We start from the raw sequence: 12,920 nt of genomic DNA, 5'->3' as shown, positions 1-12,920 counted from the left end.
GTAGGGCGCTGCTGACAGAGGGCGAGTGCGCTAGTTTAGTGTCTTCGGCGCCAGAATGAAATAGCACAGGGAGTGCGCGTCATGACAGGGATGCCAGCCTTTCTCCTGGCACAGTTTGTCGGAACCTGGCAGCCGGATCTGCTGTTCTGGCTGGGAGTGCCCTTTGCGGCACTCTGGCTGACGGGTCAACGGTGGCCCGCCGTGCTCCTGATCCCGGGGGCCGCGCTGGGCTGGATGGTGCATGCCTGGCACCTTGATCATCAGCCTCCGGAAGGACTTTACGGATCCGTACACACCATTCGTGCTGCAGACTGTGCCCGGGTTGAACGCTCTGCCGAACCCTCCCTGGTGTTCCGTGGGTGTCGTGTGCTGTTTTCTGCAACGGCGCCGTCGCTGGTTGGCAAAACGGTTGATATCCGCTGTCGCCGTTGCGGTCATCCGGACAGGCAGCCTGTCGAGCTGGAGGCCAGAGGCCGCCTCCGGCCGCCCGAGTGGCTGGTCAACGAAGGCCGTTACACCGTCCCCGCATTCTGGCGGCTGAGCCGCCATGCGGGTCATCTTTCTGTCAACAGGGTACGAGTGATCAGGGAAGCGGCATGGCCTGATCCGGTCATTGAAAACGCGAGCCTGATACATGCGGCATCGGTCCGGGCGCTGGTGCTGGGTGACCGGAGCGGTCTCACGCCCGGGCAATGGCGCATTCTTGCCGACAGCGGTCTCATGCACTTGCTTGTGGTGTCGGGGCTGCATATGGGCGGGGTACTCTGGGTCTGGGTGCTGGTCTCCGAGGCGCTTCGGCGCAAATCGGGGCGGCCGGCCGACCGCTGGCGCTGGGGAACGCTTCTGATCGGTACCCTTCTGGTGATCAGCTATGCCTGGCTGACCGGTGCGTCCATTCCTGCCATGCGTGCTGCGGTCATGGGCATTGCGGGGCTGCTGGCCTGGGCATTCTATCGGCTTCGACGCCCGTGGCTGGCCTGGTCGGTCGCGCTGTCTGTCGTCTGTGCGATCGAGCCGGGTGCACCCTGGATGCCCGGTTTCTGGTTGTCCTTCGGGCTTGTGGCAGCGCTATTCCTTGGTTTTCAGGGGCGCCTCGGTCGATCCGGCGGCTGGCTTTTCGAAATGGCACGGGCCCAGCTCTGGCTGACACTGGCTGGCGGTGCCATACTGGCGATACTTTTCCATCAGGTGCCGGTCATGGGCTGGCTGGCCAACCTGATTGCCATTCCTCTGGTGGTCTGGTTTCTGTTTCCGCTTTCCGTCACCGGATATGTGCTGTCAGGTATCTGGCCTTTTGCCGGCCTGAACTTGCTTGGTCTGGCGGATGGCGGGTTTTCCCTGTTCTGGCGCTGGGCAGAATGGTCCGCTTCCTGGAAAACCTTCCATATCCCGCTGGACGCTGCACTGCTGCCGTGGATAGTCGTTCTGCTGCTGCCCCTGGGGATTTCGTTGTCCTGGCGCATGCTTGGACTGCTGTGTCTGGCATTGGTGGTCCTTCGGACAGGGCAGACCCATCCGGCCGTGGCACTGGACATTCTCGATGTGGGCCAGGGCAGTGCCGCAGTGATCCGGATTGGCGGCCAGACATGGCTGGTGGACAGTGGTACGGAGTGGGCGGCCCGGTCGGTGGTGGCGCCTTGGCTGCGCTATCAGGGTGTGAAGGTACTCAACCGGGTGGCCTCCCATTCCGATACGGATCATTCCGGTGGCATGCCGGTGCTGGAAAGCGAGTGGCCGGATGGTCTGCGTCTGGCCGGTCAACCGGAAACCTTGCCGGGTGACTGGACCCGATGTGAAGCCGGACAGGTACTCCATCGCGAGCCCGGTGTCCTGCTGGATATTGTCTGGCCGGATGACCGTCTGGATCCGTCCGCACCGGATAACGCTCACTCCTGCGTCGTCCGTCTGAAAGTCGGAGAATCGCAGGTGCTCCTGACGGGTGATCTGGAAAGACGCTGGCAGTATGCGCTGCTGGCCCCGCTGGCCGGGACAACCACAATCCTGGTGGCGCCGCATCATGGCGCGGCCAACGGGCTGAACGAGCGGTTCTGGTCCGCACTTGGCCCGAGCGCGGTCATCATCTCTGCGGGACGGTACAACCGCTACGGGCACCCGTCGCAGAAGGTGCTCCAATGGCTCGATACGGCGGGTGTGTCGTGGTTCAGTACGGCCCGAACGGGACAGATTCATGTCGAATGGCGTACCCCCGATGCCCCGGCGACCTGGCGTTTCGCCTCTAAGTCATGACGGCAGCGGACTTTTTTCTCATTTGGCGTGGTGGCGGCTGACAGGCTCGGACGGGCTATGCTACATTATGCGGACTTTTCATAAGGAGGACGGACAGCGTGTTTGAGCTGCTCAAGGCCGGTGGCCTGATCATGATTCCCATTCTGCTGTGTTCAGTGCTGGCTGTAGCCATCATCATTGAGCGTTTCTGGACATTGCGGATACAGAAGATTGCGCCGCCAGGATTGGTCAAGGATCTGATTGCCTCGCTCAGGAAGAAGGACCTGAACGCGGCCAAACTGCGTGAAATCAAGCAGTCTTCCCCTTTGGGGCAGATTCTTGCGGCCGGGCTTGTGAATGCCCGTTTCGGTCGCGAAATCATGAAGGAAAGCATCGAGGAAGAAGCCTCCCATGTCATTCATGAGCTGGAGCGCTTCCTGACGGCTCTCGGTACCATTGCGGCCGTCTCGCCGCTGCTGGGTCTTCTCGGAACCGTTGTCGGGATGATTGACGTGTTTACCGAGATTCAGGTGGCGGGTACCGGCAATACCGCAGCCCTGGCAGGCGGGATTTCCAAGGCCCTGATCACGACCGCATCGGGTCTGACAGTCGCCATCCCGGCGCTGGTGTTTCATCGTTACTTCCAGCGCCGCGTCGACGAGGTGGTCGTCGAGATGGAACAGCAGGCCCTGCGCGTGGTGGAAGTGGTGCATGGTGAGCGGGAGCCGGCCAACGGAGAGCGCAAGTCGTGAAATTCAGGCGCCAGTCCCGCGATCAGCTGGATGTCAACATCACACCACTGATTGACGTGGTCTTTCTGCTGCTCATTTTCTTCATGGTCTCCACCACCTTCACCAAGGAGAGTCACCTGACCGTGACACTTCCGGAGGCCAAGGGCGAGGTGAGCTCGGAACAGGTCAGGCAGGTGGAGGTCGTCATCAATGCCGAAGGGCAGTACACGGTCAATGACCGGGTGCTGATCAACAACAGTCTGGACACGCTCAAGCGCGCCATCCAGAAACTGTCCGACGGCGACACGAGCCTGCCCTTCATCATCACGGCCGATGCCCGGACGCCGCATGAATATGTGGTTAGGGCCATGGATGCAGCCGGTCAGCTTGGCTATCAGAAGCTGAGCATTACCACCCAGCGGACGGCGCAAACCCCCTGAATGTCCATGAGGCAGGCATGTCCGACATGACTCCGGCGGCTGTATATGGCCGCCTTTTGGCTTATCTCAAACCCATCTGGCCCGTCTTTCTGCTCAGCATTCTGGGCAATCTGGTTTATGCCGCCGCCAGTGCCGGCATGGCACCGGCCATGAAATATGTCTATCAGGCCATCGAGAATCCGACAGCGGAAAACCGCCTGATAGTCAGCGGGCTGATCGTCGCCCTGTTCGGCATCCGTGGCCTGGGCAGTTTTCTGGGCGGGTACAACATTGCCCGTGTCGGGCGCAGCATCGTGCATCGCCTGCGCACCCAGGTCTACAGTGCGCTGATGCGCATGCCCTGTCGTTATTTTGACGAGCACTCCACCGGGCATCTTGTTTCCCGGATCACCTTCAACGTGGAGCAGGTGACCGGCGCGGCGACCAATGCCGTGACCGTCCTGGTCCGCGAAGGCTTTACGGTCATCGGGCTGCTGGGTTTCATGATCTGGCAGAACTGGAAACTGACGATGATCTTTCTGGTGCTCGGCCCGGTCATTGGTCTGATTGTGGCCTATGTCACCAAGCGTTTCCGCCGTCTCAGCAAGCGTATCCAGGACTCCATGGGGGATGTCACACATGTGCTCAGTGAATCGCTCAACGGCTATCGTGTGGCCCGGATCTTCGGGGGCGAAGACTGGGAAACCCGACGCTTCGAGACCGTGAGCGAAAACAATACCCGTCAGAGTCTGAAGCTGGAGTTCACCAAGGCGCTGTCCGTTCCCGTGATACAGCTCTTTGTCAGTCTTTCCATCGCCCTGCTGGTCTGGATTGCCCTGTCGCCCGGAGTCATGTCCGGGATGACGACGGGTGATTTTCTGGCGTTCATTACCGCGGCAACGACCATTGCGAAGCCCATTCGCCAGCTCACCGAAGTGAACGCCATCATCCAGAAGGGCATTACGGCAGCGGCTGACGTATTTGAACAACTGGATCTGCCGCCGGAGCTGGACAAGGGCACGCTGGAGGTGGAACGTGTGCGGGGTGCAGTCCGTTATGATCGTGTCAGTTTTGGCTATGCACCGGGCGAGGAGGTGTTGCACGATGTATGTCTGAACATCCGGCCCGGCGAAACCGTTGCGCTGGTCGGCCGTTCCGGGAGCGGAAAGTCCACGCTGGTCAATCTGCTGCCGCGTTTCTACAGTCCCACAGCCGGTCGTATCCTGCTTGACGATGTCCCGCTGGATGACTACCGGCTGCGCAGTCTCCGCAACCAGATTGCCGTGGTGACACAGCAGGTTGTCCTGTTCAATGATACCGTTGCCAACAATATTGCCTATGGCAGCCTGCGTGGCGCACCCCGTGAGGCCATCGAACGGGCCGCGAAGGCCGCACATGCGTGGGAATTTATCGAAAAGCTGCCCCAAGGGCTGGATACCGTGATCGGTGACAATGGCAGTCTGCTGTCCGGAGGACAGCGTCAGCGTCTGGCGATCGCCCGGGCACTGCTCAAGGATGCACCCATACTGATTCTGGACGAGGCCACGTCAGCGCTGGACACGGAATCGGAAAAGATCATTCAGCTGGCGCTGCAGGAAGTGATGAAGGGCCGGACGACGCTGGTCATCGCACACAGGTTGTCCACCATTGAACAGGCTGACCGTATCGTGGTCATGGATGCGGGCCGCATTGTGGAGATGGGGTCCCACCAGGACCTGCTGGCCCGTGACGGCATGTATGCCGCCTTGCACCGGATGCAGTTCAGTGGATCTGCGGACTGAGATTGAGCGCCGCTGGTACGGGCGACCCGGCTGGCTGTGGTGTTTATGGCCGCTGGAATGGCTTTTCCGGTGTGTTGCCTGGTGGCGCCGGCGGTTTCATGCCCGTCGTGCCAGCCCCTTTTCTGTTCCTGTAGTGATTGTCGGCAATATCACGGTGGGTGGCACCGGCAAGTCCCCCCTGGTGGCTGCGCTGGTAGAGTATCTGCGTTCACGCGGCCTCAGGGTGGGAGTTGTCAGTCGGGGGTACGGTGGGAAGGGCCCTTTTCCCGCCGAGGCAGGCAGCGGGGACACCCGGGCCTGTGGTGATGAACCGGTCATGCTGGCCCGCCTCACCGCTGTGCCGGTGGTTGTGCACCCGGACAGGGTGGCCGCCGTCTCGGCCTTGCTCGCCGGGCATGATGTGGATGTGGTCATCAGTGATGACGGGCTTCAGCATTATCGGCTCTGGCGGGATCTGGAGCTGGTGGTGATGGATGCCGCCCGCGGCATCGGCAATGGTCATTGCCTGCCGGTCGGCCCGCTGCGGGAGCCACGGTCGCGTTTGCGAGCCGTGGATTTTGTCATCAGCAATGGCGGCACCTGTGCGGATTCACCCGGGGCTCAGGTCATGATGCTGCAGCCCGGGGAACTTATCCAGGTGGCAACAGGCGCAACGGCCACGCTGGCCTCCTGGAGAGGGAAGCGGGTTCATGCCGTCGCGGGTATCGGCCACCCGAAGCGTTTTTTTGATACACTCCGTCAGGCCGGAATTGAGGTCATCGAGCATCCGTTCCCGGACCATCACCACTATGCGCCGGCTGATCTGCCCGGCGCGGACGGACTGCCGGTTTTGATGACCGAGAAGGACGCCGTAAAATGTGCCGGTTGGGCCGATGAGCGCGTCTGGATGCTGAGAGTAGAGGCCGTTCTGCCGGATGCCTTCTGGGCCGGCTTTGATCGTGCATTGTCGGAACGGTTGACCCAAAGGGGGAAGCATGGATAAGAAACTGTTGAGTATTCTGGTCTGCCCGGTGTGCAAGGGCGAGTTGCGCTATGACAAGACACGTCAGGAGCTGATTTGCCGGGCGGACGGCATGGCATTTCCGATTCGTGATGGTATTCCGGTCTTGCTGGAAAGTGAAGCGCGTACGCTGACAACCGAGGAGCGGCTGGGCTGATGCGATATACGGTGGTCATACCTGCCCGCTATGCGTCGACCCGGCTGCCCGGGAAACCGCTTGCCGATATTTGCGGCAAGCCCATGATACAGCACGTCTGGGAAAGATCACGAGAAAGCGGGGCAGAGCGGGTTGTGGTCGCAACGGACCATCCGGACGTGGAGGCTGCCGTGAAGGCCTTTGGCGGCGAGGTGGTCATGACCTCTGCGGCACATCCGACCGGTACGGATCGGCTGGCCGAAGCCGCACGCCTGCTGGGCCTGGACGAAGAGGACTGTGTGGTCAATGTGCAGGGCGATGAACCGCTGATTCCGCCGGCGGTCATTGACCAGGTTGCCGGCAATCTCATTGCGCGGCCCGAAGTCTCCATTTCCACGCTCTGCGAGCGGATCCATGATCGGGAGACGCTGTTCAACCCCAATGTCGTCAAGGTGGTCACGGATCTTTCCGGACTGGCCCTCTATTTCTCCCGGGCACCCATTCCCTGGGACCGTGACGGGTTTGCCAGGGATGGGGAACTGGCACCGGGTGGTGAGTTCTACCGGCATATCGGCATCTACGGCTACCGGATGGGTTTTCTTCAGGATTTTACCCGGCTGCCCCCGAGTCCGCTCGAAAGCCTGGAATCTCTGGAGCAGTTGCGGGCCCTGTCCAATGGCTACCGTATTCACGTTGACGTGGCATGTGAAACACCACCCGGTGGTGTGGATACGGAGGCGGATCTGGTGCGTGTGCGCCGCATTCTTGAGGAGGCGGTCTGAATGACGCAGGGCGTGCTCTTTGTCTGTCTCGGCAATATCTGTCGTTCTCCCACGGCGGAAGCGGTGTTTCGGCACCGGGCAAAGCAGGCCGGCCTGAGGGATCTGCTTGTGGATTCGTGCGGCACGGGTGGCTGGCATGTGGGCGAAGCGCCGGATCGTCGCGCTCAGGCCGCTGCCCGCGCCCGGGGATATGATCTTTCTGCATTGCGGGCACGACAGGTCAGCCCGTCCGACTTCTCCCGCTTCGACTGGATTCTGGCCATGGATGAGCAAAACCTTGCCGATCTTCAGCGTCTGTGCCCGGACAACTGGCGCGGGCATTTGGGGTTGTTTCTCGAACTGGCTCCGGAACTGGGTGTCCGGGAGGTGCCCGATCCCTACTATGGCGGACCGGAAGGCTTTGACCGGGTGCTGGATCTGATCGAGGTGGCCAGCGACGCCCTGATCGGGCGGTTGCTCAGCAAACAGGATTGAGACCCCGGTGGACCACAACGATCTGACGCCCTGGCTGACACTCGCCACTCCCGCCCGGTGTGCCGACCTGAAAACAGTCACCGATGCCGGACAGCTGTCCCGGATGCTGGCCGGTTGTGTGGCCGATGGTACGGACTGGATGCTACTCGGGGGTGGCAGCAATCTGGTGTTCGAGGGTGATTACCGGGGTGTGGTGCTGCGCATGGCCACACGTGGCGTGATCACACAGCCCCTTGCCGGCGGACAGGTACGGGTGTCGGTTGAAGCCGGTGAGCCCTGGTCCGACCTGGTCTGGCGACTTACTGGGGCCGGCCTCGGGGGGCTGGAGAATCTCGCTCGGATTCCGGGCACTGCAGGGGCTGCCCCCGTACAGAACATTGGCGCCTATGGTGTCGAGCTGGCGGATGTGCTGGAAGCGGTTGACGTGCTGGACGCGGGTTCAGGAAAGGCTTTTGCGCTCACCCGTGAAGAGTGCCGGTTACGCTACCGGGACAGCATTTTCAAGACCGCGGAGGCCCGGCACTGGGTGATTGTCCGGATTCATCTGAGGTTGATGACTCGCGAAACCTGGGCCCCGCGGCTGGAGTACGGAGATCTGGCGGAGCGCCACCGGCTCTGGGGGCATGACATGACCCCGCTGGGGGTGGCCCGGACCGTGGACAGGATCCGGAAGGAAAAGTTGCCGGACCCCCGGGACATCCCCAATGTGGGCAGTTTTTTCAAGAATCCCTTTGTTTCCCTGGCACAGTTTGAGGCCCTGAAGGCGCAGTATCCGTCGTTACCCGGTTATCCTGCGGGCCAGGACGAGGTGAAGCTGCCCGCCGCCTGGCTGATCGAACAGGCCGGATGGAAAGGGCGGCTGGAAGGCGGCATCGGCATGTCGGAAAGCCAGGCACTCGTTTTGGTCAATCCGGGTCGCCGTCCCGGGCGAGATGTCCTTGCCGTGGCGGAGGCGGTCAGACGGACCGTGGAAGCCCGCTTTGGCATCCGTCTGGAAACCGAGCCTCGTGTCGTACCGGCAGCTTAACCTGTCTCTTTCTGGATTGTAGACAAGAAAAGGCTGATGTCTTGCCTTTGGGGGAAAATCAGCCCGTGAAAAGCATTCATGCTTTGGTATTGTTTACAATCCGGTGTTTCTCCCCTAGACTGCGTTCAGTATTCATCCACAGGGCGCGGTCATGCAGGCTCAGGATATCACCCGCACACAGTTTGATCTGGCTTTTGCACGCATTCAGGATGCCATTGTCCGGGGTGAGCTGCCGGCCGGACAAAAGATCAGTGAAGCCAGTCTCTGCAGTCGGTTCGGGTTCGGGCGCGGACCGGTGCGCGAGGCGATTCGGCGTCTCGAAGGGCGTGGACTGATCGTGCGTCGGCCACACGCCGGTGCCAGCGTGGTCAGTCTGTCCTATCCCAGGCTTCTTGAGCTGTACCGGGTGAGGGAGGCGCTGGAAGGTCTGGCAGCCCGGCTTGCGGCCGAATCGGCCTCTGACGATGACATCCGTGATTTGCGCAACTTGCTGGAGCAGCATCAGGCCCAGATCACGCGTGATGAAGGCCGGGCCTATTACCAGAGCGAGGGGGATGTGGACTTTCACTACCGCATTGTCAGGGCCAGCGGCAACGAGACCCTTTACCGCGTGCTGGACGGTGAACTTTACCATCTTCTGCGCCTGTACCGTTACCGGCTGAGCACTGCCAGGGGGCGCCCGGAAAAGGCGCTGAAGGAGCACCAGCACATCATTGACGCCATCGAGGACCGGGACGGTGAACTGGCCGAGTTGCTCATGCGGCGTCATATCAGCGCGGCCCGGAGAAATCTGGAAGCTGCCTTCAACAACAATGAACTGATTTTTCAGGAGGGTTGACCATGAGCGCCGGACAGCGATTTCGCAAGGCACTTGAAGAAGAAAGGCCACTGAAGGTGGTGGGGACCATCAACGCCTACTGTGCCATGATGGCCGAGCGGGTCGGACATCGGGCCATTTATCTTTCCGGCGGCGGTGTGGCCAATGCGTCATACGGCCTGCCCGATCTGGGCATGACTACCATGAACGACGTGCTGGAGGATGTCCGCCGGATTACGGCGGCGACGGAAGTGCCGCTGCTGGTGGATATCGACACCGGCTGGGGCGGGGCATTCAACATCGCCCGCACGATCCGTGAGATGGAGCGGGGCGGTGCGGCCGCCGTGCACATCGAGGATCAGGTGGCCCAGAAGCGCTGCGGACACCGGCCCAACAAGGCCATCGTGTCCACGGAGGAAATGTGTGACCGGATACGTTCCGCGGTCGACGCAAGAAACGATCCGGACTTTTTCATCATGGCACGCACGGATGCGTTTGCGCAGGAAGGTCTGGAGGCTGCCCTGGATCGTGCACGCGCCTACGTGGAAGCGGGTGCAGATGGCATCTTTGCGGAGGCCGTGACCGAGCTGGATCATTACCGGGCCTTTACGCAGGCACTGGACGTGCCCGTGCTCGCCAATATCACGGAGTTTGGCAAGACGCCGCTGTACAGTTGTGACGAGCTGGCGGAAACCGGTGTGGCCATGGTGCTGTATCCCCTGTCCGCCTTCCGGGCCATGAACAAGGCGGCGCTGGCGGTCTATCAGGATATTTTCGAGAAGGGGCATCAGCGTGATCAGATCGACAACATGCAAACGCGCATGGAGCTGTATGATTTTTTGAATTACCACAGTTTTGAAGCCAAGCTGGATGAATTGTTCAAGGGCAGCAAATCCCGATAATCATAACTTTTGACAGTGCAGGAGGAATGCATCATGGCTGACAAGCAAACCAATACCGCGGGCCTCAGGGGGCAGGTGGCCGGACAGACGGCGTTGTGTACCGTCGGCAAGGAAGGGCATGGCCTGACCTATCGTGGCTACCCCATCGAAGTGCTGGCGGAAAAGGCACAGTTTGAGGAAGTGGCGTGGCTGCTGCTGCGTGGCAAGCTGCCCAACCGTCAGGAACTGGAGGCCTACAAGGCTCGCCTGAAAGGCCAGCGCGGCCTGCCACAGGCACTCAGGGAGGTGCTGGAACGCATTCCGGCTGATGCCCACCCCATGGATGTCATGCGTACCGGTTGTTCGGTGCTGGGCAATCTGGAAGGCGAAAAGGATTTTTCGGAGCAGGACGACAAGATTGATCGCATGGTCGCCGTATTTCCTTCAATCATCTGCTACTGGTGGCGTTTCGTTCAGGATGGCGTCCGCATTGATACCGAAACGGATGATGATTCCGTAGGCGCCCATTTCCTGCACCTGTTGCACGGCAAGGCACCGAACGACCTTCATGCCCGGGTGATGAATGTTTCGCTGATCCTGTATGCCGAGCACGAATTCAACGCGTCCACCTTTACGGCGCGCGTGGTGGCGTCCACTCTGTCGGATATCCACTCCTGCATCACTGCCGCCATCGGTGCCCTGCGTGGTCCGCTGCATGGTGGTGCGAACGAGGCAGCCATGGACATGATCGGGAAGTTTCGGGATCCGGATGATGCGGAGCGTCAGCTGCTGGACATGCTGGCACGAAAGGAAAAGATCATGGGCTTCGGGCATGCGGTCTATCGCGAAAAGGACCCGCGCAACGCCATCATCAAGGCCTGGTCCGAAAAGCTGGCCAGGGATGTGGGCGACACCGTACTGTATCCGGTTTCCGTGCGTTGTGAAGAGGTGATGTGGCGCGAGAAGAAGCTGTTCTGCAATGCCGACTTCTTCCACGCATCGGCTTATCATTTCATGGGCATTCCCACGCCTCTGTTCACGCCGATCTTCGTCATGTCCCGTGTGACCGGCTGGGCCGCACACGTGAAGGAACAGCGTGCCAACAACCGTATCATCCGGCCTTCGGCCGAGTATGTCGGCCCTGAGCATGCGGAATGGGTGGATCTCGATAACCGGGACTGACGGATAACGGCACGGGCATCTGAAGGCCCGTGCCGCCGATTTCAGCCATAGAGACGGGCCTGCAGGGCCTGAATGCGTTCCTCAAGGGGCGGGTGAGTCGAGAACAGTCTTGCCATGCCCTGCTTGAAGCCCTCATTGATGGCAAAGGCGGTGAGGGTCTCGGGCATTTCATCCGGCAGGCTGGTCTCGGCCTGCAGGTGACGCAGTGCGGCAATCATGGCACCGGCCCCGGCCAGTTGGGCGCCCGCCGCATCCGCCCTGAATTCGCGCTGCCGCGAAAACCACATGACAATGAGGCTGGCCAGGATGCCCAGCACCAGTTCGGCAATGATGCTGACAATGTAATAACCGGGACCATATCCCCAGCCCGGGCTTTCCGAATCGTTACGCCGGAAGAGTGCCTGGTCCACCACCGTGCCGATGATGCGGGCAAAGAAAATCACAAAGGTGTTCAGAACGCCCTGAAGCAGCGCCAGGGTCACCATGTCGCCATTGGCCACGTGACCGATTTCATGGCCGAGAATGGCCCTGATCTCATCCTGACTGTAGCGTTCCAGCAGACCACTGGAGACGGCAACGAGGGCGTTGTCCTTGTTCCAGCCGGTGGCAAAGGCATTGGCTTGGCGGGCCGGGAAAATGCCCACTTCAGGCATGCCGATGCCGGCTTCGCGAGCCAGTTGGGCGACTGTGCCCACCAGCCACTGCTCCATGGGGGTGCGCGGCGTCTCAATGATCTGGGTGCCGGTGCTGATGCGGGCCATGGTCTTGGACATCAGCAGGCTGATGATCGAACCGGTCATGCCGAATACCGCCGCCAGCATCAGGAGCCCCTCATAAGGGATACCCTGTTGCGCCAGATAGCGCTCAACACCCAGCGCCTTCAGCGTCACGCTGGCGACCAGCAAGACGGCCAGGTTGGTTGCCAGAAACAGCACGATTCGCTTCATGGATCCTCGCTTGTCTTGAGTGATTGACGGGTTGCGATGTCCGGACGGTGCCGCGGGCGCTGCCGGACCTGCCTGCTCACTAGTATGGGGAGCAAGCCATGGCTTTCAAGCATTCCGAAGATGAAATTTCAGTGAGGAAAGAGCAGTGCCTGCATCCACGTACGCAGTGCGTCCGAGGTACCGTGGCGGATCAGATCTGCCAGTTCGTGGGCGCGGCTGACTCCCGGCGAGGCGGATGCGCTCAGTCTGGCCACGCTGCGCGCGGTCAGGACCGCCTGATCCAGACCTTCCTGACGCAGCTGGCTTTCATACCGGAGCCAGCCTTCTTCCGCCAGCCACAGCATGGTGGCCAGACAGGCCTGATGGCGCGGGCTGTGCAGGCCATACTCGTCAGGCGTATCGGGGCCACTGATGTCTTCGGCGATCAACAGGATGGGGCGCGGAAAGGCCATGTAAAGCTGCAGCAGAATCCGCGCGGCGTCCTTGAAAAAATCGTCGATATGCAGGTCGTGCATGA

14 protein-coding genes are annotated in these 12,920 nt (G+C 61.0%); 12 read left to right on the top strand and 2 right to left on the bottom strand.

The genetic code is table 11. From position 1 onward, the window contains the following. The first annotated feature begins 81 nt into the window (after positions 1-81). The 12 genes from AAIA72_RS04730 to prpC all read left to right on the top strand — a co-directional run bounded on the left by AAIA72_RS04730 (position 82) and on the right by prpC (position 11,456). Entirely contained in the window at positions 82-2,247 is a 2,166-nt protein-coding gene (locus AAIA72_RS04730) for a DNA internalization-related competence protein ComEC/Rec2 (RefSeq protein WP_369602271.1), read from the top strand. A 98-nt stretch (positions 2,248-2,345) separates the two neighbouring features. Continuing rightward, positions 2,346-2,978, top strand: coding sequence for a MotA/TolQ/ExbB proton channel family protein (locus AAIA72_RS04725; protein ID WP_369602270.1), 633 nt, complete (start codon positions 2,346-2,348; stop codon positions 2,976-2,978). Then, positions 2,975-3,397 carry an ExbD/TolR family protein gene (locus AAIA72_RS04720; protein WP_369602269.1) on the top strand — a complete coding sequence of 141 codons (423 nt, stop codon included), beginning with the start codon at positions 2,975-2,977 and terminating at the stop codon, positions 3,395-3,397. The genes AAIA72_RS04725 and AAIA72_RS04720 overlap by 4 nt, the downstream gene beginning before the upstream one ends. Before the next feature lie 17 nt (positions 3,398-3,414). Next, positions 3,415-5,157: a lipid A export permease/ATP-binding protein MsbA gene (msbA, locus tag AAIA72_RS04715; RefSeq protein WP_369602268.1), complete on the top strand. Its 1,743-nt coding sequence runs from the start codon at positions 3,415-3,417 to the stop codon at positions 5,155-5,157. After that, positions 5,141-6,139 (top strand): tetraacyldisaccharide 4'-kinase, encoded by a 999-nt coding sequence (gene lpxK, locus AAIA72_RS04710; protein WP_369602267.1) that lies wholly within the window; start codon positions 5,141-5,143, stop codon positions 6,137-6,139. Before msbA ends, lpxK begins: the two co-directional genes overlap by 17 nt. Continuing rightward, entirely contained in the window at positions 6,132-6,314 is a 183-nt protein-coding gene (locus AAIA72_RS04705; RefSeq protein ID WP_369602266.1) for a Trm112 family protein, read from the top strand. The genes lpxK and AAIA72_RS04705 overlap by 8 nt, the downstream gene beginning before the upstream one ends. After that, positions 6,314-7,075 carry a 3-deoxy-manno-octulosonate cytidylyltransferase gene (gene kdsB / locus AAIA72_RS04700; RefSeq protein ID WP_369602265.1) on the top strand — a complete coding sequence of 254 codons (762 nt, stop codon included), beginning with the start codon at positions 6,314-6,316 and terminating at the stop codon, positions 7,073-7,075. The genes AAIA72_RS04705 and kdsB overlap by 1 nt, the downstream gene beginning before the upstream one ends. Next, positions 7,076-7,549 (top strand): low molecular weight protein-tyrosine-phosphatase, encoded by a 474-nt coding sequence (locus tag AAIA72_RS04695; RefSeq protein WP_369602264.1) that lies wholly within the window; start codon positions 7,076-7,078, stop codon positions 7,547-7,549. A gap of 7 nt (positions 7,550-7,556) precedes the next feature. Further along, on the top strand, positions 7,557-8,576 hold the full coding sequence (gene murB, locus AAIA72_RS04690) for a UDP-N-acetylmuramate dehydrogenase (RefSeq protein ID WP_369602263.1): 1,020 nt from the start codon (positions 7,557-7,559) through the stop codon (positions 8,574-8,576). A 151-nt stretch (positions 8,577-8,727) separates the two neighbouring features. Continuing rightward, the gene (locus AAIA72_RS04685) at positions 8,728-9,414 is read left to right on the top strand and encodes a GntR family transcriptional regulator (RefSeq protein ID WP_369602262.1); all 687 of its coding nucleotides are present in this window, start codon (positions 8,728-8,730) and stop codon (positions 9,412-9,414) included. 2 nt (positions 9,415-9,416) lie between these two features. Then, positions 9,417-10,295, top strand: coding sequence for a methylisocitrate lyase (gene prpB, locus AAIA72_RS04680; protein ID WP_369602261.1), 879 nt, complete (start codon positions 9,417-9,419; stop codon positions 10,293-10,295). A 33-nt stretch (positions 10,296-10,328) separates the two neighbouring features. Then, complete coding sequence (gene prpC, locus AAIA72_RS04675) at positions 10,329-11,456, top strand: 2-methylcitrate synthase (RefSeq protein ID WP_369602260.1); 1,128 nt, start codon at positions 10,329-10,331, stop codon at positions 11,454-11,456. Positions 11,457-11,497: 41 nt separating this feature from the next. On the opposite strand, the gene htpX is transcribed toward prpC, so the two are convergent. Continuing rightward, complete coding sequence (htpX, locus tag AAIA72_RS04670; RefSeq protein WP_369602259.1) at positions 11,498-12,403, bottom strand: protease HtpX; 906 nt, start codon at positions 12,401-12,403, stop codon at positions 11,498-11,500. A 128-nt stretch (positions 12,404-12,531) separates the two neighbouring features. Continuing rightward, on the bottom strand, positions 12,532-12,918 hold the full coding sequence (locus AAIA72_RS04665) for a hypothetical protein (RefSeq protein WP_369602258.1): 387 nt from the start codon (positions 12,916-12,918) through the stop codon (positions 12,532-12,534). Between the last annotated feature and the right edge of the window lie 2 nt (positions 12,919-12,920).

This window comes from Thermohahella caldifontis (genome assembly GCF_041153465.1).
GTDB classification, from domain to species: domain Bacteria; phylum Pseudomonadota; class Gammaproteobacteria; order Pseudomonadales; family Oleiphilaceae; genus Thermohahella; species Thermohahella caldifontis.
The sequence above is the reverse complement of the archived record's forward strand: the minus strand, read 5'-3'. Positions and strand labels throughout refer to the sequence as shown.

What these genes read in the sequence shown, in the direction of transcription:
- msbA (WP_369602268.1), top strand. Translation starts at nt 3,415, where the DNA reads ATGTCCGACATGACTCCGGCGGCTGTATATGGCCGCCTTTTGGCTTAT.
- htpX (WP_369602259.1), bottom strand. Translation starts at nt 12,403, where the DNA reads ATGAAGCGAATCGTGCTGTTTCTGGCAACCAACCTGGCCGTCTTGCTG.
- AAIA72_RS04705 (WP_369602266.1), top strand. Translation starts at nt 6,132, where the DNA reads ATGGATAAGAAACTGTTGAGTATTCTGGTCTGCCCGGTGTGCAAGGGC.
- kdsB (WP_369602265.1), top strand. Translation starts at nt 6,314, where the DNA reads ATGCGATATACGGTGGTCATACCTGCCCGCTATGCGTCGACCCGGCTG.
- AAIA72_RS04695 (WP_369602264.1), top strand. Translation starts at nt 7,076, where the DNA reads ATGACGCAGGGCGTGCTCTTTGTCTGTCTCGGCAATATCTGTCGTTCT.
- prpB (WP_369602261.1), top strand. Translation starts at nt 9,417, where the DNA reads ATGAGCGCCGGACAGCGATTTCGCAAGGCACTTGAAGAAGAAAGGCCA.
- AAIA72_RS04685 (WP_369602262.1), top strand. Translation starts at nt 8,728, where the DNA reads ATGCAGGCTCAGGATATCACCCGCACACAGTTTGATCTGGCTTTTGCA.
- AAIA72_RS04730 (WP_369602271.1), top strand. Translation starts at nt 82, where the DNA reads ATGACAGGGATGCCAGCCTTTCTCCTGGCACAGTTTGTCGGAACCTGG.
- AAIA72_RS04665 (WP_369602258.1), bottom strand. Translation starts at nt 12,918, where the DNA reads ATGCACGACCTGCATATCGACGATTTTTTCAAGGACGCCGCGCGGATT.
- prpC (WP_369602260.1), top strand. Translation starts at nt 10,329, where the DNA reads ATGGCTGACAAGCAAACCAATACCGCGGGCCTCAGGGGGCAGGTGGCC.